Origin of the sequence: Amycolatopsis vastitatis (genome assembly GCF_002234595.1) — a bacterium.
Taxonomy (GTDB): domain Bacteria; phylum Actinomycetota; class Actinomycetes; order Mycobacteriales; family Pseudonocardiaceae; genus Amycolatopsis; species Amycolatopsis vastitatis.
Window position 1 is genome coordinate 69,796 of record NZ_NMUL01000042.1, and the last position, 20,756, is coordinate 90,551.

Consider the following 20,756-nt stretch of genomic DNA (forward strand, 5'->3'; position numbering starts at 1 on the left):
TCCTCCCGCACGACCCTGCCGCACTACTCAGACGGCGCAGCTCACGAAGGCCTGCTCCGGCTCTTGCACGGCCTTTTCGACCACGACGGCCCCGTCGACGACGATCCGGCAGCGCAGCTCGCCGGGGCCGGGGTTCCGGGCGGCGATGCTGCGGAACGGCGTGCGGCCGGCCGGGACGGACTCGGTGAACGACACCGACCACGGCGTCGTCACCTCGGAGCGCTGGGTCAGGGCCGAGCCGGCGGCGGTGTAGGTGACGTTGCGGGCGCCGTGCGCGCCCAGCAGCTCGTAGACGACGGTGTGACTGACCGCGCGGACCGCGGCCGGGACGACCGGCGCGGCCACCGGCGGTTCCTTGGCCGGTCCGCGCGCGGACCTGGGCACGATGGACGACGTCACCGCGAAAGCCGCGGCGAGCACGCCCAGGACGACGACGACGCTTCCGGCCGACCGCGCCCGGGCGGCGCAGTCGCGCCGGTCCTTCACAGCAGGCCTGATCACGGTGGGAACACCCATGGAGAGGTCTTCTCTCGTCGCGCGCACTTCCGCCGAGTGCGTCGACCTATATCTCGCCGTGACCTAACTCCGCGTTAGCCGGTCTTCGCAAGAAGTCGCACATTCACCCAAACGGGCGTCCCGGCCGGTTTTGTCGGACCCCCGGGGCATGATCGGGGTGTGTACGAGGAGGCGGCGCCACCAGGACCGTTGCACGGCGTGGCGCGGTGCGTGTGGCGCTCGGCTTCGGCGGGACCGAAGCGGATCGTCCCCGACGGCTGCGTGGACCTGGTCGCCGGGAACGGCGAGGTGTTCGTGGCGGGCCCGGACACGTCGGCGTGGTCGTCGGCGACCCGCCCGGGGGCGGTGCTGACCGGGGTGCGGTTCGTCCCGGGGCGCGCGGCGGCGGTGCTCGGCGTGGCCGCCGACGAGCTGCGCGACCGCCGGGTGCCCTTGGGCGAGCTGTGGGGGGAGCAGGTCGTCGAGCGGCTGCTGGCGGGTGAACTGTCGCCCGCGCAAGCGGTTGCGGCGCGGCTGCCGGAGGTTCCGCCGCCCGACCCGGCGGTGGCGGCGTTGATCGGCCGGTTGGACGCGGGGGCGGCCCGGGTGGCCGAAGCGGCCGCGGAGCTGGCTCGGGCCGGAGCGACCGGCGAGCAGGCTGCCGCTGCGGCGGCGGCTGCCCACCTCGGCCCGGCCACTGCGGCCGCCGCACTCGCTCAGCACGCCGAGCGCCGGGCGGACACCACAGCCGCCCGGGTCGAGGACCCCGCGGCGTCCCACGCGGTCGGCGAACGGCGGCTGCGGCGGCGGTTCGTCCAGGCGGTCGGCTACGGCCCGGCCACCTACCTCCGGGTCAGCCGGTTCCAGCGCGCCGTCGCGCTGGCTCCGCACGTCGCCGGGCTGGCCGCGCTGGCCGCCGCCGCGGGGTACGCCGACCAGGCGCACCTCAGCCGGGACTGCCGGGCCCTGACCGGCCTGGCACCCCGCGCGTACTTCCGCGGACCCTCCACTGTGGACGCGACAGCGCGTGATCAGCTCCGTTCGGCGTAACCCGTGCAGGCAACCGGAAGTGGGTCTTCGGCCAATAAGGTAAGCGGAAGGTAAAACACTACCAAGAGCGCTATTCTCCCCCTCGACGAGTGATCAGGGCTCCCCCAGGAGGGCGTGTGGCCACCATCAGCGACGTCGCGGCGAGAGCCGGCGTCTCCACGGCGACCGTGTCGCGCGCACTCAACGGCAAGTCCACTGTGGACCCCGCATTGGCCGCGCGCGTCCAGGAAGCGGCCGCCGAGCTCGGGTACCACCCGAACGGGCTGGCCCGGAACCTGCGCCGGCAGGAGACGGCGGTGCTCGCGCTCATCATCTCCGACGTCGAGAACCCCTTTTTCACCGCCATCGCGCGCGGCGTCGAAGACCTCGCGCAGCGGTCCGGGTACTCGGTGGTGCTCTGCAACTCCGACGAGAACGAGGACAAGGAGCGGCGCTACATCGAGGTCGCGCTACAGGAGCGGGTCGCCGGGGTGGTGCTGTCGCCCACCGGCCGGTCGACGAACGTCGAAGGCCTGCGCCGCCAAGGAACTCCCCTGGTCGCGGTCGACCGGCCGCTGCCCGCCGCGGCGGGCGACCAGGTGCTGGTCGACACGCGGCACGCGGCCGCGGAGGCCACGCGGCACCTGCTCGCCGGCGGTTACCGGCGCGTCGGCTGCCTGACCGGGCCCGCCGGCGTCCGTACCGCCGACGACCGCCTGGCCGGTTACGCCGACGTCGTCGGCGAAGGGAACGTCGTGTCGCGGCGGGCGGAGTACCGCGCCGAAGGGGCCCGGCTGGCCGCGCTGGAACTGCTCGACGAGCCGTCGCCGCCGGACGCCCTGCTGGTCGCGAACAGCACGATGGCGATCGGGGTGCTGGAGGCGCTGTCGGCGCGTGGTCTGCGTCCCGGGCGGGACGTCGGCATCGTCTCGTTCGACGACGCGCCGTGGACGACGCTGATCGACCCGCCGCTCACCGTGGTGGCGCAGCCGGCGTACGAGGTCGGGCGTGTGGCGGCGCAGCTCCTGCTGGCCCGGATCACCGACAGCAGCCGCGACGCGACCACCACGACCCTCGAAGCCCGGCTGATCGAGCGGAAAAGCTCCCGCCGCTGAACCTGGAGGGTCGGCTCGCGTGCCCAGAGGGCCGGCTCGCGTACCTGAAGGGTCGGGAGCGACGTGCCCGGGGGGCCGGCTCGTGCCAGGCCCCCCAGGCACGCCCCACCCCCTGTGTCCCCCATGACCGGCGCGTGGCCGGATCCTGTGAGCACGGAGCGGAAATCGTTTTCTCCCCGGAACGTAGGTGGGCCCGGTCGCGGTGTCAAGCCACGGAGGGTCTGGACAACCTCGGCCGATCCGGGGAAACTGACCGGAAGTTGCCTACTCAACGTGTTGATTGATGTGCCCAAAGTGTCGATCTCTGGTGAATTCACGCACAGACAGGGCAAGAAAACGCACGAACCCGCACAGGCGCGCTGTTTCGGGTTAACCTGAGCCACATGTCTGTAGCGCTGGAGAACATCCTCGCCAAGGCGGGCTTGAAGGTGGATGCCGACGAGTTCCTCACGCTCGTCGAAGACGCGGCGCGCAGGCTGTCCCCACCGAATCCCGATCCCTCGCACTACTTCTCCGCCGACCAGCGGGCCGCGCTCGCCGACGTCGGCCTGGACCTGTCGCCGCGCCGCGAGGACGAACCCGACTTCAGGGCCCGCACGGTGGCCGCCCACGCGGTGCTCGCCGAAGGCGCGCTCAGCGTCAACGAGGCGGCCAAGACCCTCGGCGTCGACGACAGCCGGATCCGGCACCGCCTCAAGGAAGGCAGGCTGACCGGCTGGAAGGACGGCGGCTGGCGGCTCCCGGCGTGGCAGTTCGCCGGCTCGGGCGTGCTCCCCGGCCTCGAGGTCGTGCTCAAGGCGTTGCCCGAAGACCAGCCCGCGCTCGTCGTCGCCGCCTTCATGAGCACCCCGCAGGACGATCTGGTGATCAACGACCACCCGGCGACCCCTCGCCAATGGCTCCTCTCCGGTGGTGATCCGGACCACGTGGCCCGCCTCATCGCCACGCTCGGCACGCCGCTCTAGGCTGGACTCTCCCGAGCAAGATCACCGACAAGGACGGACCACCCCCGACCCATGGCCCGGCTCCCCCTGCCGCCCGCCCGATCCGTCCTGGTCCGGCAGCTGAACCGCGCCGACGACGTCGTGCCGGTCCAGCCCACGACCAGGCTCGTCCGGATCTTCACCGCGCACGGCAACCACCCCCAGCAGTGGAACTCGTTCCGCTACACCGGCCCGCTCCCCCACGGCCGGTTCGACCAGCAGTCGCCCGGCCGCGGCGGCGTGCCGGTCACCGACCCCGCGAACGGGGTGCTCTACTTCGGCCTCACGGTGCGCACCTCGGTCGCCGAGGTCTTCCAGACCAGCTCGACGGTCGACCGCCGCACGCGCGGTCCCCGGCTGGTCGTCGTCCGCCCGACGCGCACGCTGCGCCTGCTCGACCTGACCGGCCTGTGGCCGACGCGGGTGGGGGCGTCGCAGGAAATCTCCAGCGGTCCCAAGAAGCTCGCGCAGGCGTGGGCCCGCGCGATCCGCGGCGCGTTCAGCGACCTCGACGGCCTCTGGTACCGCTCCTCGATGGACTCCGGCGACCCGGCGATCTGCCTGTGGGACCCGCCGGCGGGCGCGGCGCTGCCGATCGCGCCGGACGTGCTGCTGCCGCTGGACCACCCGGGCCTGGACGTCCCGCTGGGCCGCGTCTGCGAAGAGCTGAACTACACGCTGCTCAACTGAGCGTCGAGGATCGGGACGATCGCCCGCAGGTCGTCGCCGTCGACGACGTGGGTGGCGACGGCGCGGGCCGCCGGGGTGGCGTTGAACCCGATGCTGGTCCCCACCGCGGCGAAGAGCGGCAGGTCCGACCGGCTGTCCCCGACCGCGACGCACGCCTCCGGCGCGACGCCGGACTGACGGGCCTGCGCCAGCGCGAAGTCGCGCTTGCCGTACTCGTCCAGGTGCTCGGCGACGCGGCCGGTGTAGCGCCCGGCTTCGGCCTCGGGCACCGGGCCGCAGAAGGCGGCGAAGCCGAACCGGCCGGCGAGCAGCCGGCCGACCGGCGTCCACGCCAGCGTGGTGAGGATCGGGCGGAGACCGTGGTCGTGGCACCACGCCACCGTCTCGGCGATCCCGCCGACCAGCGGCAGCGTCTCCAGCCGGGCCGCGATCTCGGCCTCGGTGTGCCCCGCCCAGCCGCGGGCGTCGATGATCGACGCCTCCTGGTTGGTCATCCGGCCCGCGACGTCGGCCGCTTCGGCCGCGACGAGCTCCGCCTCGTGACCCAGCGCGGCGGCCACCCACGCGCACGAACTCGTGCCGGGCACGAGCGTGCCGTCGACGTCGAAGCAGACCAAGCCGCGCCTCACAGGTGCCGCGACCACCAGTCCAGGACCGCTTCGAAGCGCTGCACGCGGTGCCGCGGGCGCCCCGAGCGGGTCAGCTCGTGGCCTTCGCCCGGGAACAGCAGGAACTCCGCGTCCGCTCCCGCGCGGCGCAGGGCCACGAACATCCGCTGCGCCTGCTCCAGCGGGCAGCGCCAGTCCTGCTCCGAATGCACCACCGCGAACGGGATGCGGATCTGCGCGGCGTACGTGAGCGGGCTGCGCTCGCGCAGCACCTCGGGGTCGGTGCCGATGTAGGCGTCGACGAACATGTAGCCGATGTCGGAGCTGCCCAGCATCGAGTCCCACGCGTTGACCGCGCGCTCGCTCCACGCCGCCTTGAAGCGCTCGCCGTGGTGGGCCGCCAGCCAGCTCGTCATGAAGCCGCCGTACGAGCCGCCCATGATGCCGACGCGGGAGGCGTCCAGGTCCGGGCGTTCGAGGGCCTTGTCCAGCAGCGCCAGGACGTCGTCGACGTCGACCGTGCCGAAGCCGTGCGTGATCGCGTGGCCGTGCTCGCGCCCGTAGCCCGCCGCACCACGCGGGTTGCCGAGCACCACCGCGTACCCCGCCGACGCGTACACCTGCGCCTCGTCGAACACCGCCCATTCCTGCTGGGTGAACGGGCCGCCGTGCACCACGCGCAGCACCGGGTGCGGGCCGTCGCCCTCGGGCAGCACCAGCCAGCCGTGCACCGGGTAGCCGTCCGGCGCCGTGGTCTCCAGCTCGAGCATGGGCCGGATACCCTTGTCCCGCAACGGCTTCGAGTAGTCGGTCAGCACCACCGGGTCGCCGTCGCCGAGCAGCACGACCTCCCCCGAAGACTCGGGAGAAGCGACCACCGCCGCGATCACCGCGCCGTCGAGGGCGAACGACCGCAGCGCGGTCCGGTCCGCGTACACGGCGGGCAGGTCGGCCAGCGGGGCGTCCGCGGCGGCGACGGGGACCGCGCGCAGCTCCACCGCGCCGCGGTTGCGGACGGCCACGAGCACGTCGCCGTCGCGCGGGGCCGGCGGACCCGCGGCCCCCTCGCAGTCCACCGTTTCGACGTCGGTCAGCCGCCGGGGCTTCACCGGGCCGGCGCCGAACTCGGGCACCGCCGCGTACAGCCCGGTCGGCGCGGCTTCGTGGTGGTCCTCGAAGGACTGTCCGAAGTAGAACAACGTGCCGTCGGGGCCGAACACCGGCCGCTCCGCGTAGCCCTCGCACCGCACGATGACCTCCGGGTCGCCGCCATCGGCGGAGACCGCGCAGATGTCGCGGTAGTCGCTTTCGGCCGCGCCCCAGTCCGGGGGCGCGGTGAAGACCACGCGGCTGCCGTCCGGTGTCCACGCCGGGTGGGCCGCGTCGAACCCTTCTCCGGTCAGCGGTTCGGGCTCGTGCGGCTCGTCTTCGAGTGCGTCGAGGACGAACAGCCGCTGCGCCCGGTCCCGCACGAACCCGACGTCGTCGATCCGGTAGTCCAGCCGCGTGATCCGGCGCGGGGCCTCGGCGGCCGGCTCCGGCGTCTCGCCGCCGGCGTCTTCAGTGCCGTAGCGGCCCGCCTCCGGCACGCGCGCGGTGAAGGCGATCCGCCGCGAGTCCGGCGCCCACACCGGTTCCCCGGCGCCGAGGTGCAGTGAGGTGAGCCGGCGCGCTTCGCCGCCGCCGGACGGCATGACGTGCAGCTGCGGGCTGCCGTCCGCGCCCTTGCCCTCCCCCGCGCGGAGGAACGCCACCCAGCGCCCGTCCGGGGAGATCGACGGCGCCGAGTCGCGAGGACCGTGGGTCCACGCGGTCTCGCCGCCGTCGAGCGACACACGCCGCAGCGCGCTGTGCGCGGCGTCGGTCTTGAGATCGGGCCGCTTCAGCGCGGTGAGCAGCAGGTTCCCGCGCAGGGCGGGACGGCCGGGGACGACGAGGTCTTCGATGTCGGCAGGACGCACGTCCCCGACCGTACCGGAATTCCTTAGCGCTGCGAACGACTTACGCGGGGACTTGCTTCCGCTCGTCGCGCCGGGCCTTGGCCAGGCTGGCCACCGTCGTCACGGTGAGCACGACGACGATCACGCCGAGCGAGATCCAGTTGTTGATGTCCAGCCAGTCCGGCACGACGTGGTACTCGTGCAGCGCGTGCAGGAACAGCTTCGCCCCGATGAAGGCGAGGATCGTCGCGAGGCCGTAGGTCAGGTAGACCAGCTTCGTCACCAGCCCGCCGAGCAGGAAGTACAGCTGCCGCAGGCCCATCAGCGCGAACGCGTTGGCGGTGAAGACGAGGAACGCCTCCTGTGTGATGCCGAAGATCGCCGGGATCGAGTCGACGGCGAAGAGCAGGTCCGCCGAGCCGATGGCCACGATGACCAGCAGCATCGGCGTGATCATCCGCTTGCCGTCGATCTTCACCGTGTAGTGGTGGCCGTGGTAGTCGTCGGTCACCGGGGCGATCTTGCGGACCTGCCGGGTGACGGCGTTCTCGTGGTACTCCTCTTCTTCGCCCTTGCTCCGCAGCATGCTGACCGCCGTCCAGACCAGCACCGCGCCGAAGAGGAAGAAGACCCAGACGAACTGCTCGATCAGCGCCGCGCCGATGGCGATGAAGACGCTCCGCATGCCGAGCGCGAGCAGGATGCCGACCAGCAGCACGCGGTGCTGGTGGATCGCGGGCACCTTGAACGACGCCATGATGATCATGAAGATGAACAGGTTGTCGACGCTCAGCGAGTACTCGGTGATGTACCCGGTGAAGAACTCGACGCCCGGGTCGTGCCCGGCGAAGATCCACACGCCGATGCCGAAGAGGATCGCGCAGGAGATGTAGAAGATCACCCAGCGGGCGGCTTCCCCCGTGGTCACTTCGTGCGGCTTGCGATCGACGATGACCAGGTCCAGCGCGATCAGCGCGAGCAGGCCACCGATCGTGGCGATCCACAGCCACAGGGGGACAGTCATGGAACTCGAACCTCCGGATAGTGCGCATGAGCAACTAACCGGAGGTCTCTTCCGCCGGTCAAGACACCGGCCGACGGTGCCGGGGGCGAAGGGCCCCGTGCTGACGACACCGCCGCGAAGGAATACTCCCCTCACAGCCCGTCCAGTTTGCCGGTTCCCCCCGCCCGAGCGCCAGCCGGGATCGCGCACGTCACCAGGTTGGTCCTGTAATTCTGGTCACCTTGGTCCACCAGGTGGCCCGGACCGGGTGATCGAGGTGTGATCGGCGTGTGATCGACGTGAGCCGGTGAGGACACTCTCAGCAAGACTCAAATACGGTCACGTCGTGCCCCGACTTCCGCTCCCGCGCACCCGCGGAGCCCGCCTCACCGCGCTCGCCGCCGTCGTCGTGGTCCTGGCCGCCGGCGCGGTCTTCTGGATCACGCGCCCGGCGGCGGCCCCGCCGGTGCCCGCGCAGGACGCGTTGATCGACATGCCCGCCGGGCCCGGCTCGGCCGGGCAGGTCAAGATCGACACGACGACCTACCTCCCGGCGACCGTGCCCGCGCCCGCGGTGCTGCTGGCGCACGGCTTCGGCGGGGACAAGAACAGCGTTGCCGACGACGCCCGCGAACTCGCGCGGAAGGGCTTCGTCGTGATGACGTGGTCCGCGCGCGGCTTCGGCAGGAGCACCGGCAAGATCGGGCTCAACGACCCGGACGGCGAAGTCGCCGACGCGAGCCGCCTGATCGACCGGCTCGTCGCGCAGCGCCAGGTGACGCTCGACGCGAAGGGCGACCCCGAGGTCGCCGTCACCGGGGCCTCCTACGGCGGCGCGCTCGCCCTGCTGCTGGCCGGCACGGACAAGCGCGTCGACGCGGTCGCCCCGGTGATCACCTACAACGACCTCGCGCAGGGCCTGATCCCGAACGCGGCGGCCCCCGCGCCACCGGCGTCGGGAACCCCGGCGGCCGGCGCGTTCGCGCCCGGCGGCGTGTTCAAGAAGAGCTGGGCAGGCATCTTCTTCTCGGCCGGTTCCGGGGCCGCGGCGAGCGGTTCGCCGTCCGCCGAAGCGCCGGAGGCCGGGCAGGAGACCGACACCGGATCCACCGGCGCGACCGGGGCCGGCGCGGCGGCCGCCCTCCCGGCGGCTCCGCCCGGCGGGGGCGGCCCGCGCGGTGGTCCGGCGGACCCGTGCGGCCGGTTCACCGCCGCGGTCTGCCGCGCCTACACCGAGCTGGGCACCACCGGACAGGCGAGCCAGGCGAGCATCGACCTGCTCCACCGCGTCTCCCCCGCGTCCGTGACGAGCAAGATCACCGTGCCCACGCTGCTGGTGCAGGGCGAAAGCGACACGCTGTTCGGCCTCGACCAGTCCGATGCGACCGCCCGCCAGATCACCGCGGCGGGCGGCAAGGTGCGGACGATCTGGTACACCGGCGGCCACGACGGCGGAAAGCCGGGACCGCAGCTGCGGGCGAAGATCGCCGACTTCCTGTGGACCGCCGTCGGCGGCGGCGATCCCGGCACCGGGTTCAGCTACGACGTCCAAGGCACCCTGCGCGCCAACGGAACCCCGTCGGTCCGCACGGTCAACGCCCCGGCCTATCCCGGGCTGACCGGCCCGGCCACCGAACGGCGGCTGCTGGCGCTGACCGGTCCCGCGCAGCCCGTGGTGCGCCCGGCGGGGGCGAACCCCTCGGCGGTGAGCGGCATCCCCGGGCTCAACGGCGTCGCGAGCAGCACGTCACGGCTGGGCGCGCTGTTCAGCAACGACCCGCCCGGCCAGGCCGCGCAGTTCACCACCGCGCCGGTGGACAGCCAGATCGTCGTCAGCGGCTCGTCGACCGTGCGGCTCCAGGTCGCCGCGGACCCGGCGCACCCGCAACCGGACGCGGTGCTGTTCGCGAAGCTCTACGACGTCGGGCAGGACGGCTCGCGGGTGCTGCCGGCCAACGCGATCGCCCCGTTCCGGGTGAGCGGGCTGCCCACCGACGGCACGCCGGTCGACGTCACGGTGACGCTGCCCGGCATCGTCCGGCCGATCGAGGGCGGGCACTCGCTGCGCCTGGTCGTCGGCACCACCGACCAGGCGTTCGCCGCCCCGGCCGCGCCCGCGGTGTTCCGGATCGGGCTGGCCGACGGCACCGCGCTGGCGGTGCCGATCGTGCCCGGCGCGTCCGTCGGCTCCCCGGCCCCGGCCGGGCAGCTGGTCGGCATCGCCGTGACGCTGGCGGCCGGTGTGGCCGTGGCGCTCTTCGCGGCGCTGCGCCGCCGCCGCGCCACCGACGCCGACCCGGAGCTCGCCACCACCCCGCTGGTCATCGAAGGGCTGCGCAAGCAGTACGCGGGCGGGTTCGTCGCGGTGAAGGACCTCTCCTTCCGCGTCGAGCCGGGCCAGGTCCTCGGCCTGCTCGGGCCGAACGGCGCGGGCAAGACGACCACGCTGCGGATGCTGATGGGCCTGATCACGCCGACCGAAGGCAGCATCCGCGTGTTCGGGCACAAGATCACCCCGGGCGCCCCCGTGCTGTCGCGGATCGGCTCGTTCGTCGAAGGGTCCGGCTTCCTGCCGCACCTGTCCGGCCGGGCGAACCTCGAGCTGTACTGGGCTTCGACCGGGCGTCCGGCCGAGAAGGCGCACTTCGCGGAGGCGCTGGAGATCGCCGGGCTCGGTACCGCGATCGAGCGCCGGGTGCGGACCTACAGCCAGGGCATGCGGCAGCGGCTGGCGATCGCGCAGGCCATGCTCGGCCTGCCGGAGCTGATGGTGCTCGACGAACCGACCAACGGGCTCGACCCGCCCCAGATCCACCAGATGCGCGAGGTGCTGAAGCGGTACGCCGCGACCGGCCGCACCGTGGTGGTGTCCAGCCACCTGCTGGCCGAGGTCGAGCAGACCTGCACGCACGTCGTGGTCATGCACCGCGGTTCGCTGGTGGCCTCGGGTGAGGTCGGCGAGCTGGCCGCGGCCGGCGGCGAAGCGACGTTCCGGGTCGGCGACGGCGACGTGGACACAGCCGCGGCGGCGCTGAAGGCGGTCGGCGGGGTCACCTCGGTCAACGTCGAGGGCGACCTCGTGCACGCCGATCTCGACGGGCTGCCGCGCGCCGAGGCCGTGGCGGTGCTGGTCCGCGCCGGCGTGGCGGTGGAGCAGGCCGGGCCGAGGCGCCGGCTGGAAGACGCGTTCCTGCAACTGGTCGGAGATGAGTCGTGAGTGATTCCGGTGTGCACACCGACCCGCACGCGCTCGACGAGCTGAGCGACATCGCATCGCAGGAGCACGCGGGCGTCGGACCGGACGGCGCGGTCGAGGGCTACTCGGCGCGCCGGACGCTGCGGCTCGGCGTCGAGCTGCGGCGTCAGCTCAAGCGGCGGCGCACGCAGTTCCTGCTCGGGTTCGTCGCCGTCCTGCCGTTCATCCTGGTGATCGCGTTCCAGCTCGGGCAGTCGAGCCCGAACCGGCGCAGCGGCGGGTTCGTCGACCTGGCCACGGCGTCCGCGCCGAACTTCGTCGTGCTGGCGCTGTTCGTGTCCGGGACGTTCCTGCTGCCGATGATCGTCGCGCTGTTCTTCGGCGACACCATCGCGAGCGAGGCGTCGTGGTCGAGCCTGAAGTACCTGCTGGCCGTCCCGGTGCCGCGGCAGCGGGTGCTGCGGCAGAAGGCGATCGTGTCCGGGCTGCTGTCGGCGTTCGCGCTCGTCCTGCTGCCCTTGGTGTCACTCGGCGTCGGGGTGCTCTGGTACGGCGCGGGCGCCGCGATCAGCCCGACCGGCGACGCGGTGTCCTTCGGCGACAGCCTGCTCGCCATCGCACTGTCCACTGTGTACATCATCCTGCAGCTGGCCTGGGTGGCCGGGCTGGCGCTGGCGTTGAGCGTGTCGACCGACGCCCCGCTCGGCGCGGTCGGCGGCGCGGTGCTGGTGGCGATCCTGTCCCAGATCCTCGACCAGATCACGGCGCTGGAAGGCCTGCGCAACTACCTGCCGACGCACTACGCGTTCTCGTGGATGGACCTGATTTCCACCGACGTCGACTGGACGAACCTGGCGAGCGGCATGCTCTCGGCGGTGATCTACGGGACGGTGTTCTTCCTCTACGCCGGGCGGCGGTTCGCTCGAAAAGACATCACCAGCTGAGGCCTGCGCCGCTGGTGAAGACGCTCAACGTGGTGCTGCGCAGGGTCCTGCCCAGCCCGCTCGGCCGCCGGGTCGGCGAGTTCATGCTCCTCCCCTTCACCGAGGACGAGACGGTGGTCGCGCGGACCCTGCAGGACCGCATCGCCGAGCTGGCGCGACCGGGAGCACTTCGGCGTCGTCCGGTTGAGCGTCAAGAACTGACCGGCCCGCGGGCGTCGCGGTACGGTCGGCTCGTGCCGATCATCCTGGAGAGCCACCACGACGTCGCCGTGCTGCGGATCGACCACGGCAAGGGCAACACCCTCGACACGGATTCCTGCCGCGAGCTGGTGCTCCGGCTGGAAGACGCCGAGCAGGCCCGCGCGGTGGTGCTCACCGGCACCGGCGGCATCTTCTCCGCGGGCGTGGACCTCAAGCGGCTCGACGAAGGCGGCGCGCCGTACGTCTCGGAGTTCCTGCCGCTGCTGTCGGACGCGCTGCTGGCCGTGTTCGGCTGCCCGCGTCCGGTGGTCGCCGCGCTGAACGGGCACGCCGTGGCCGGGGGCGCGGTGCTCGCCGCGGCCTGCGACCACCGGGTGCTCGGCCCGGGCACCATCGGAGTGACCGAGCTGCTCGTCGGCGTGCCGTTCCCGCTGGCCGCGCTGGAGATCCTGCGCTGCGCGTACGGGACGGCGCCGCTGCCTCGGCTCACCTACTCGGGTGAAGTCTTCGGCGGCGAGGACGCGCTCGCCCGCGGGCTGGCCGACGAGCTGGCGGCCCCGGAGGAAGTCCTCGAGCGCGCCCTCGGCGTCGCGGCCCGGCTCGGCGAGCTGCCCGCCGAGCCGTTCGCCCACACCAAGGCCCAGATCCGGCAGCCGTTCCACGAACGGATCGCCGAGTACCGGCACTCCGACGACCCGGAGGTCGAGCGGCTGTGGCGGTCGCCCGAGACGCTCGCCGCCGTCAAGTCCTATGTGGACAGGATGCTGCGCTAGGCGCGCCATGGCTCGTGCCCGGTCGAGACCGTCTTCCACGCCCCCGGATGCCGCGCCACCCGCCAAAAGTCGGTTCCCGACCGATTCTGCGCCCGGACAGCCGATTGCCGACCGCCGCCGGTTCTGTGAGGGTCCCACGGAGGGTTCATGAGCCGGGAGGGTGCTCGATGCGCAGACTGTTCACCGCAGGCGCGGTCCTGCTCGCGATGGCCGGCCTGGCCCCGGCGGCCGCGGCGGCCCCCGACATCAAGGCCGAGCTGCAGAAGATTCCCGGGCTGACGATCGTGTCGGAGGACGCGGCGCCGGCCGGGTACCGGTTCTTCAAGCTGACCTTCACCCAGCCCGCCGACCACCGGCACCCCGGCGCGGGCACGTTCCAGCAGCGGTTCACCCTGCTGCACCGCGACTTCGCCGCCCCGACGGTGGCCTTCACGAGCGGCTACAACGTCAGCGGGTCGCCGAACCGGTCCGAGCCGACGCAGATCGTCGACGGCAACCAGCTGTCGATGGAATACCGCTACTTCACGCCTTCGCGGCCGGAGCCGGAGAACTGGGCGAAGCAGCTGACGATCTGGCAGGCCGCCGCCGACGAGCACCGCGCGGTGCAGGCGTTCAAGGCGATCTACCCGGGCAAGTGGCTGGCCACGGGCGGCAGCAAGGGCGGCATGACCGCGACGTACTTCCGGCGGTTCTTCCCCGACGACGTCGACGCGACCATCCCGTACGTCGCGCCCAACGACGTCATCGACCCGGTCGACGTCTACAACCGGTTCCTGTCCCGGGTCGGCGACGACCCGGGGTGCCGTGCCGCGCTCAAGGCCATCCAGCGCGACGCGCTGAAGCGGCGTGACGAGCTGGGTGCGATCGCGGCGGCGGACGCGGCCCGGCGGGGCCTGACGTTCTCGATCGTCGGGTCGGCCGACAAGTCGCTCGAGATCTCGGTGATCGACTCGTACTTCGCCTTCTGGCAGTACCAGAAGCAGTCCGACTGCGCGACGGTGCCCGCTGCGGGGGCACCGGCGGCCGACGTCTACGCCTGGTACGAGAAGGTGGAAAGCCTCAACACCTACTCCGACCAGGACCTGGCGCCCTACATCCCGTACTACTACCAGGCCGCGGCCCAGCTCGGCTCGCCCGAGGCGTACGACGGCTACCTCCGCGACCTGCTGCGCTACCCCGGCGCCGACCAGCCGAAGACGTTCGTGCCGAGCTCGGTCCGGATCCCGCGCTTCGACTACCTGGCGATGCCCGACATCGACTTCTGGGTGAAGTCCCGCGGCACGCGGCTGCTGTTCGTGTACGGCTCGAACGACCCGTGGGGCGCCGAGCCGTTCGAACTCGGCTTCGGCAGCCGCGACTCGTACCGCTACTACGTGCCGGGCGGCAACCACGGGTCGAAGATCGCGCAGCTGCCCGCGGCCGACGCGGCCGCGGCCACGGCGACGGTCCGGCGCTGGGCCGGCCTGCCACCTGCCTCGACGTTCGCCGCGCGCACGGCTCCGGCCGGGTTCCCGGACTTCGACGCCGACCTCACCCTTTCGGCGCGACCGCCGCTTTGACACGCGCTTTGACACGCGCTTTGACACGTTTGTGACCTCCCGGAACCGGGCTGTCAGGCGTAGTCTCGCCACACCTGACGGCCCGGCCCGAGGAGGCCTGCATGCCTCGTCCCGTCCACTTCGAGATCCACGCTGGTGACCCCGAACGCGCGGCCGCCTTCTACACGAACGTGTTCGGCTGGAAGCTCGAACGCTGGGGAGACGTCCCCTACTGGGTGATCAAGACCGGCGAAGGCGATGGCATCGACGGCGGGCTCGTCCCCCGCCAGGGCCCGGCCCCCGAGGCGTCCGCCCCGATCCACGGCTTCGTCAACACGATCGACGTCGCCGACCTCGACCACGCCCTCGGCGAGGTCAACCGCGCCGGCGGGACGCTGGCCCTGCCGAAGAGCCCGGTGCCGGGCGTCGGGTGGCTGGCGTACTGCAAGGACACCGAAGGCAACATCTTCGGCATGCTGCAGCCGGACGAGAACGCGCCGGCCCCGGGGTAGGTCACTTGATGCCGGCGGCGTCCATCCCCCTCAGCTCCTTCTTCAGGTCCGAGATCTCGTCGCGCAGCCGGGCCGCCAGTTCGAACTGCAGGTCGCGGGCCGCCTGCATCATCTGGTCCGTCATCTGCTGGATCAGGTCCGCCAGCTGGGCCCGCGGCATGGCCGAGACGTCCTTGTCGACCAGCATGCCGGAGCTGCGCACCCGGTCGCCCTGCTCGGGCTTCTTGCCCCGGGACGAGTTCCGGCCCGAGCCGCCCACCGAGACCTGCTCGGTGTCTTCGGCCTCGCTGTAGACGCGGTCGAGGATGTCGGCGATCTTCTTCCGCAGCGGCTGCGGGTCGACGCCGCGTTCCTTGTTGTACGCGACCTGCTTTTCGCGACGCCGGTCCGTCTCGTCGATCGCGTGCTGCATCGAATCGGTGATCTTGTCCGCGTACATGTGGACTTCGCCGGAGACGTTTCGCGCCGCGCGGCCGATCGTCTGGATCAGCGACGTCCCGCTCCGGAGGAAGCCCTCCTTGTCCGCGTCGAGGATCGCCACCAGCGACACCTCCGGCAGGTCGAGGCCCTCGCGCAGCAGGTTGATGCCGACCAGCACGTCGAAGTCGCCCGCCCGCAGCTGCCGCAGCAGCTCGACCCGGCGCAGCGTGTCGACCTCCGAGTGCAGGTAGCGCACCCGGATGCCCAGCTCCAGCAGGTAGTCGGTCAGGTCCTCGGACATCTTCTTCGTCAGCGTGGTGACCAGGACCCGCTCGTCCTTGGCCGCCCGCTCCCGGATCTCGTGCACCAGGTCGTCGATCTGGCCTTCGGTCGGCTTCACGACCACCTTCGGGTCGACCAGGCCGGTCGGCCGGATCACCTGCTCGACGAACTCGCCGCCCGCCTGGCCCATCTCGTACGGCCCCGGCGTCGCCGACAGGTACACCGTCTGCCCGATCCGGTCCGAGAACTCTTCCCAGGTCAGCGGCCGGTTGTCCACCGCGCTCGGAAGGCGGAAGCCGTACTCCACCAGGTTCCGCTTCCGCGACATGTCGCCTTCGTACATGCCGCCGATCTGCGGGACCGTCTGGTGCGACTCGTCGATCACCAGCAGGAAGTCGTCCGGGAAGTAGTCGATCAGGGTCGCCGGCGCCGTGCCGGCGCCGCGGCCGTCGATGTGCCGCGAGTAGTTCTCGATGCCGGAGCAGAAGCCGACCTGGCGCATCATCTCGATGTCGTAGGCCGTGCGCATCCGCAGCCGCTGCGCTTCCAGGAGCTTGCCCTGCTTCTCCAGCTCGGCCAGCCGGTCTTCGAGCTCCTTCTCGATCCCCTGGATCGCCTTTTCCATCCGCTCCGGGCCGGCGACGTAGTGCGTCGCCGGGAAGATCCGGACCTCGTCGACCTCCTTGACGATGTCCCCGGTCAGCGGGTGCAGGTAGTAGAGCTTCTCGACCTCGTCGCCGAAGAACTCGACGCGGATGGCCAGCTCCTCGTAGGCCGGGATGATCTCCACCGTGTCGCCCCGGGCGCGGAACGTGCCGCGCGCGAAGGCGATGTCGTTGCGCGTGTACTGGACGTCGACGAGCGCGCGGAGGAAGACGTCGCGGTCCAGCTGCATGCCGACCGCCAGCTTCGACGACCGGTCGAGGTAGGACTGCGGCGTGCCCAGGCCGTAGATGCACGAGACACTGGCGACGACGATGACGTCCCGCCGCGAGAGCAGGTTCATCGTCGCGGAGTGCCGCAGCCGCTCGACGTCGTCGTTGATCGACGAGTCCTTCTCGATGTAGGTGTCCGTCTGCGCGATGTACGCCTCGGGCTGGTAGTAGTCGTAGTAGCTGACGAAGTATTCGACCGCGTTGTGCGGGAACAGCTCACGCAGCTCGTTGGCCAGCTGCGCGGCCAGTGTCTTGTTCGGCGCCATCACCAGCGTCGGCCGCTGGACGCGCTCGATCAGCCACGCCGTCGTCGCCGACTTGCCGGTACCGGTGGCGCCCAGCAGCACGACGTCCTTCTCGCCCGCCCTGATCCGGCGTTCGAGCTCGTCGATGGCCGCCGGCTGGTCGCCGGCGGGCTGGTAGTCACTGACCACCTCGAAGCGACCGCCGGTCCGGGGGATCTCCGAGACCGGGCGGAAGTCGGACTGGGCGAGCACGGGGTGTTCGGTTGCGAAAGCCACGGGGACCAGAGTAGGCCGACCCACCGACAATTTCCGTCGGCCCTGGTCAGCGGGGTCGGAACACCGTGACGGAAGCGACTTCGCCGCCGTCGACCGAGCAGTGGAGGACCGCCCCGGGCGTGGGGTCGTCACCGAAGCACGAGACCAGCACCCGGTCGGGTCCGGTCGCCTGCACCTCGGTGCGCGGGAACTCCGCGAGGACGTCGGCCACCTCGTCCGTGGGCGCCGCGAGGTGGGCCAGGACGACCTCGCGCGGGGACGGCGGGGGCGGGATCGGCAGGCCGTGGCCTTCGAAGAGGCGGTTCAGCTGGTCCGCCGCCGAAACCGCGCGGGGGAAGCCCGCGAACGCGGCCGTCTGCACCACGACTTCGCAGACCTCCGCCGGCGACAGCCCCGCGGCGAGCCCGGTCCGGAGGTGGACGCTCAGCGGCGGCCCCACCATGCCCGCGGCGACGATCGCCGCGAGCGTGGCCGCCTCCCGGGTCCGGGCGTCCAGCGCCGGACGTTCGTGCAGGTGGCCGTACACCGTGCCGACCGCCAGCTCCCCCAGCGCCGGGATGGTGGCGAACAGCGCGTCGAGCCGCTTCGCGCCGTCCTCGACCAGGTCGGCGAAGTTTTCGCGGCCCTGTCGGTGCAGCTCCGCCATCGGGTCGGTCATCGCGCTCCCCTCTCAGCAGTTGCAGTCGCAGCAGGAGCAACAGTCGCAGCAGTCGCCACAACCGTCACAGCCGCTGCAGCAGTCACAGCCGTCACAGGTGCCCACCGGTTTTCCGCTCCACGGCCCAGGATAGGGATCGCGGCAGCAGAACTGGCACGTGCAGCACATGTAGGGCGTGAGGGCGCAGCCGAGGAAGAAGTTGCGTTTCTTCGGCGGGACGGCGAATTTCGGGTACCAAAGGCCACCGCCCTTGCCGTCGAGCGGCTCGGGTCCGGTGGAATCGCCGGGGCCGTCCGGCCCACCCGGGCCGCCGGGACCTCCTGGGCCTCCCGGGCCTCCCGGACCGCGGCCACCGGGGCCGCCGGGGCCTGGAGCGCCGGGCGGCGGAACCGGGCCCGGCGGCGGAAATCCGTGCGGCTGCGGTGATCCGCCCCAGCCCGGCGGAACCTGGTGCGGGTGCTGCTGCGGCGCCGGGCCGGGCCCGATCCACCCCGGCGGCGGCTGCTGCGGCGCCGGGCCGGGGCCGATCCACCCGGGTGGCGGCTGCTGCGCGGACGGCACGCCGTGCCCGGGTGCCGAGCCGTGGCCGAAGGCGCGGTGCACCGCCTGCCGCAGCTCGTGGACCAGCAGGGCGTGCACCAGGGCCGGGTTGCCGAACTCGGCTTCGCGCAACGCCAGCTCGACGCCCAGCACGGCGTCGTCGCACAGGCGTCTCGCCTCGGCCCATCCCGTTCCGGTGGCCAGGAGCGGGTTCCAGGCGCCGGTGGCCGCGTCGGTGACGTGGTCCTCGACCGCGTCCAGCAGGTGTGCCACCCGCCCGAACAGGCGGCCGGCCTCGGCGAGCGGCGCGGCGTTGCCCGGTCGTCCGGCCAGCTCGGCCGTCCGGGCGAAGGCCGCCGCCGTGGCCAGTTCGGCGGGCTCGGTCGCGAGCAGGGCCGAGTCCCCGGGACGGATCGCGCGCTCCAGTTCGCCCTGCCGGTCGACGGCCTCGGTGAGCACCGCCGTGTCGAACCCGACCCGGGACCCGGTGCGGCTGCCCTGCGCCGCCCAGCGGGCCGCGACGCGGCGCGCGGCCACGGCCACAGGACGCCTGCCGAAGGCGCCGTCGCGGTCCTCGACGTGGTCGTCCACCTTCGCGGCGGCCAGCACCAGCGACACCGCGGCGGCGAGCTGGGCGCCCTCGCCGCGCGCGACCGACGCCGTCCGCATGCCCCGCAGCGGGCACGGGCCCGCGTCCCGCCGCCGGTCCGCCCGCGGCGTCTGCGCCTCGACCAGCACGGAGATGATCAGCCCGTCGTAGTTGGTGACGACGCGGGCGAGCTGGCCGTGTTCGTCGCGCAGCGTGAGACAGAGCCCGCACAGGTGAGCCAGCCAGTCGGCGTGCAGGCCGGCGGACAGCCGGTGACGGCACGGCCTGATGATCCCGAACATCCCCAGTCCCCTCGGCTCCCTGGACGGTCGGCGCACCTTAGCCCGAACGTGTCGCGCGCGCGGCGGGTGTGTGCGATTCGTGACCGGTTCCGCCGCCGGTCCCGGCAGGATGGGCGGCATGGCCGCACTGCACCCGCCGAAGGTCGAGATCTTCGACCCCGCCGCGCGCGCGAACATCGATCCGAAGGGCATCCGGCGGGAGGTCGAGGAGTACCGCGAGGAGCCGTTCGGCCTGTACGTCGCCCGCCCGACGCCGGGCCGCGCGCAGTTCCACTACCTCGAGTCGTGGCTGGTGCCCGGGCTGGGCCTCCGCTTCACCGACTTCTGGTTCGCCCCCGGCCACGAGCGCGACCAGGACTTCTACCTCGACGTGGTCCGGGTCCGCCGCGACGGGCCACGCTGGATCGCCACCGACCTGTACGTCGACCTGGTGCTCAAGGACAAGCTGTCCCTGCGGGTCATCGACACCGACGAGCTGCTGGAAGCCCTCGCCGCGGGCCTGCTCACCGCGGAAGACGCGGAGTACGCGCTGAAGACGACGTACGCCGCGGTGGAGGGTCTGGCCGCCCACGGTTACGACCTCGCGGCCTGGCTGTCCACAAGGGACATCACGCTGACCTGGCGACGGCATCCCTAGTCCGATTCGGCCGGTGACTGACATCGTGGGTGTGGGCCCGTAGCCGTGTGGCTGCGGGCCTGTCCCCATGCTGTGGTTATGCCGCGAACGGCAAGGGTTGGTGCAGGTTGTTGCGCCTCGGTTTTCGCTGTTTGTCCAAGAACACCGGCGGTAAGAACTCCGGGAGACCGTCGGTGGCGATGCGGACTTGCCATCCTGAGCGGTGCAGCAGCCGGTGGTGGTGCGCCGGTCTCGTCATCCAGCTTGCCGTTGATCTCCCAGATCCCGGTCCGTTTCCGTCGCAGGGAGAGTTCCCGGGTCGGGGTGGCGGGTTCGGTGTCATCAGGTTCCGCACCATCGGGGTCGAGGTGCGCCAGGATCCGGGCGCCGAGCGCGGCGACCTGCCGATGCCCCGCCTCGGCGGCGAAGTCGAGCAGATGCCGCTCAGCCCCCTCCCGGTGCTCGGGCGGAACGTCCTGCAGGACCCCGGCAATCACGTCGATCATCGGGTTGCTCAGCTGTCCCGACCGGGCCACCACCCCCGTGGCGGCCGCCACCGCCGGAATCGGGGTGCCATCCAGGCTCAGGCCGGGGTTGACCGCCCGTGCCCGCTTCACCATCCGCTCGGCCGAAGATTTCGGGACATCCGCGAGATGCTCCAGCAACCGGGGAACCGACCGGTAGCCGAACAGCTCCAGCACACCCCGCTGCTCAACCTCGACCAGCAGCGCACCCAGTTCGGCTTCGGCGGACCGGATGCACGCGAACAGGGAGCCGATACGGTCGGCCAGGGCCACCGCATCAGACTGCCAGAGCGCGTGTTCGGTCATAACTCAAGATTACCGGCAATCGAACACCTGTCATCA

General features: G+C 72.0%; 18 protein-coding genes. 10 read left to right on the forward strand and 8 right to left on the reverse strand.

Translation table 11 applies throughout. The annotated features are described in order from the left end of the window. Window positions 1–27: 27 nt before the first annotated feature. Complete coding sequence (locus tag CF165_RS35645; RefSeq protein WP_240521940.1) at window positions 28–501, reverse strand: MmpS family transport accessory protein; 474 nt, start codon at window positions 499–501, stop codon at window positions 28–30. A gap of 174 nt (window positions 502–675) precedes the next feature. On the opposite strand from CF165_RS35645, the gene CF165_RS35650 reads away from it, so the two are divergent. The 4 genes from CF165_RS35650 to CF165_RS35665 all read left to right on the forward strand — a co-directional run bounded on the left by CF165_RS35650 (window position 676) and on the right by CF165_RS35665 (window position 4,312). Further along, on the forward strand, window positions 676–1,545 hold the full coding sequence (locus CF165_RS35650) for a helix-turn-helix domain-containing protein (RefSeq protein WP_240521941.1): 870 nt from the start codon (window positions 676–678) through the stop codon (window positions 1,543–1,545). A 116-nt stretch (window positions 1,546–1,661) separates the two neighbouring features. After that, entirely contained in the window at window positions 1,662–2,639 is a 978-nt protein-coding gene (locus tag CF165_RS35655; protein ID WP_093951988.1) for a LacI family DNA-binding transcriptional regulator, read from the forward strand. Between the two features lie 383 nt (window positions 2,640–3,022). Beyond that, entirely contained in the window at window positions 3,023–3,604 is a 582-nt protein-coding gene (locus CF165_RS35660) for a MerR family transcriptional regulator (RefSeq protein ID WP_093951989.1), read from the forward strand. A 51-nt stretch (window positions 3,605–3,655) separates the two neighbouring features. Next, window positions 3,656–4,312 (forward strand): RES family NAD+ phosphorylase, encoded by a 657-nt coding sequence (locus CF165_RS35665; protein ID WP_093951990.1) that lies wholly within the window; start codon window positions 3,656–3,658, stop codon window positions 4,310–4,312. Here CF165_RS35665 and CF165_RS35670 read toward each other — a convergent pair. The 3 genes from CF165_RS35670 to CF165_RS35680 are packed head-to-tail and all read right to left on the reverse strand — an operon-like array spanning window position 4,294 to window position 7,884. Beyond that, window positions 4,294–4,941, reverse strand: a complete 648-nt coding sequence (locus CF165_RS35670) for an HAD family hydrolase (RefSeq protein ID WP_205661057.1) — start codon at window positions 4,939–4,941, stop codon at window positions 4,294–4,296. The two genes, CF165_RS35665 and CF165_RS35670, sit on opposite strands and share 19 nt — an antisense overlap. Further along, a complete protein-coding gene (locus CF165_RS35675; RefSeq protein WP_093951991.1) occupies window positions 4,938–6,881 on the reverse strand; it encodes a S9 family peptidase in 1,944 nt (647 codons plus the stop codon). The genes CF165_RS35670 and CF165_RS35675 overlap by 4 nt, the downstream gene beginning before the upstream one ends. Before the next feature lie 40 nt (window positions 6,882–6,921). After that, window positions 6,922–7,884, reverse strand: coding sequence for a TerC family protein (locus CF165_RS35680; protein WP_093951992.1), 963 nt, complete (start codon window positions 7,882–7,884; stop codon window positions 6,922–6,924). A gap of 325 nt (window positions 7,885–8,209) precedes the next feature. Between CF165_RS35680 and CF165_RS35685 the strand changes: the two genes are divergently transcribed. The 5 genes from CF165_RS35685 to CF165_RS35705 all read left to right on the forward strand — a co-directional run bounded on the left by CF165_RS35685 (window position 8,210) and on the right by CF165_RS35705 (window position 15,027). Then, entirely contained in the window at window positions 8,210–11,080 is a 2,871-nt protein-coding gene (locus tag CF165_RS35685) for an alpha/beta fold hydrolase (RefSeq protein ID WP_093951993.1), read from the forward strand. After that, the gene (locus tag CF165_RS35690; protein WP_093951994.1) at window positions 11,077–12,003 is read left to right on the forward strand and encodes an ABC transporter permease; all 927 of its coding nucleotides are present in this window, start codon (window positions 11,077–11,079) and stop codon (window positions 12,001–12,003) included. The genes CF165_RS35685 and CF165_RS35690 overlap by 4 nt, the downstream gene beginning before the upstream one ends. A 233-nt stretch (window positions 12,004–12,236) precedes the next feature. After that, window positions 12,237–12,977, forward strand: a complete 741-nt coding sequence (locus CF165_RS35695; protein WP_093952101.1) for an enoyl-CoA hydratase/isomerase family protein — start codon at window positions 12,237–12,239, stop codon at window positions 12,975–12,977. Window positions 12,978–13,144: 167 nt separating this feature from the next. Beyond that, window positions 13,145–14,536 (forward strand): S28 family serine protease, encoded by a 1,392-nt coding sequence (locus CF165_RS35700; RefSeq protein ID WP_093951995.1) that lies wholly within the window; start codon window positions 13,145–13,147, stop codon window positions 14,534–14,536. A gap of 101 nt (window positions 14,537–14,637) precedes the next feature. After that, window positions 14,638–15,027 (forward strand): VOC family protein, encoded by a 390-nt coding sequence (locus CF165_RS35705; protein WP_093951996.1) that lies wholly within the window; start codon window positions 14,638–14,640, stop codon window positions 15,025–15,027. Between the two features lies 1 nt (window position 15,028). Here CF165_RS35705 and uvrB read toward each other — a convergent pair whose 3' ends face one another. The 3 genes from uvrB to CF165_RS35720 are packed head-to-tail and all read right to left on the reverse strand — an operon-like array spanning window position 15,029 to window position 19,274. Next, window positions 15,029–17,185, reverse strand: coding sequence for an excinuclease ABC subunit UvrB (uvrB, locus tag CF165_RS35710; protein WP_167441658.1), 2,157 nt, complete (start codon window positions 17,183–17,185; stop codon window positions 15,029–15,031). A 46-nt stretch (window positions 17,186–17,231) separates the two neighbouring features. Next, the gene (locus tag CF165_RS35715; protein WP_093951998.1) at window positions 17,232–17,843 is read right to left on the reverse strand and encodes a carboxymuconolactone decarboxylase family protein; all 612 of its coding nucleotides are present in this window, start codon (window positions 17,841–17,843) and stop codon (window positions 17,232–17,234) included. 12 nt (window positions 17,844–17,855) lie between these two features. After that, window positions 17,856–19,274, reverse strand: a complete 1,419-nt coding sequence (locus CF165_RS35720; protein ID WP_093951999.1) for a DUF5685 family protein — start codon at window positions 19,272–19,274, stop codon at window positions 17,856–17,858. Window positions 19,275–19,392: 118 nt separating this feature from the next. Between CF165_RS35720 and CF165_RS35725 the strand changes: the two genes are divergently transcribed. Then, a complete protein-coding gene (locus CF165_RS35725; RefSeq protein WP_093952000.1) occupies window positions 19,393–19,911 on the forward strand; it encodes a DUF402 domain-containing protein in 519 nt (172 codons plus the stop codon). Here CF165_RS35725 and CF165_RS35730 read toward each other — a convergent pair. Further along, complete coding sequence (locus CF165_RS35730) at window positions 19,908–20,720, reverse strand: DUF222 domain-containing protein (protein WP_240521942.1); 813 nt, start codon at window positions 20,718–20,720, stop codon at window positions 19,908–19,910. The genes CF165_RS35725 and CF165_RS35730 overlap by 4 nt on opposite strands. Window positions 20,721–20,756: the final 36 nt, after the last annotated feature.

What these genes read in the sequence shown, in the direction of transcription:
- CF165_RS35660 (WP_093951989.1), top strand. Translation starts at nt 3,023, where the DNA reads ATGTCTGTAGCGCTGGAGAACATCCTCGCCAAGGCGGGCTTGAAGGTG.
- CF165_RS35720 (WP_093951999.1), bottom strand. Translation starts at nt 19,274, where the DNA reads ATGTTCGGGATCATCAGGCCGTGCCGTCACCGGCTGTCCGCCGGCCTG.
- CF165_RS35725 (WP_093952000.1), top strand. Translation starts at nt 19,393, where the DNA reads ATGGCCGCACTGCACCCGCCGAAGGTCGAGATCTTCGACCCCGCCGCG.
- CF165_RS35715 (WP_093951998.1), bottom strand. Translation starts at nt 17,843, where the DNA reads ATGACCGACCCGATGGCGGAGCTGCACCGACAGGGCCGCGAAAACTTC.
- CF165_RS35665 (WP_093951990.1), top strand. Translation starts at nt 3,656, where the DNA reads ATGGCCCGGCTCCCCCTGCCGCCCGCCCGATCCGTCCTGGTCCGGCAG.
- CF165_RS35705 (WP_093951996.1), top strand. Translation starts at nt 14,638, where the DNA reads ATGCCTCGTCCCGTCCACTTCGAGATCCACGCTGGTGACCCCGAACGC.
- CF165_RS35730 (WP_240521942.1), bottom strand. Translation starts at nt 20,720, where the DNA reads ATGACCGAACACGCGCTCTGGCAGTCTGATGCGGTGGCCCTGGCCGAC.
- CF165_RS35700 (WP_093951995.1), top strand. Translation starts at nt 13,145, where the DNA reads ATGCGCAGACTGTTCACCGCAGGCGCGGTCCTGCTCGCGATGGCCGGC.
- CF165_RS35680 (WP_093951992.1), bottom strand. Translation starts at nt 7,884, where the DNA reads ATGACTGTCCCCCTGTGGCTGTGGATCGCCACGATCGGTGGCCTGCTC.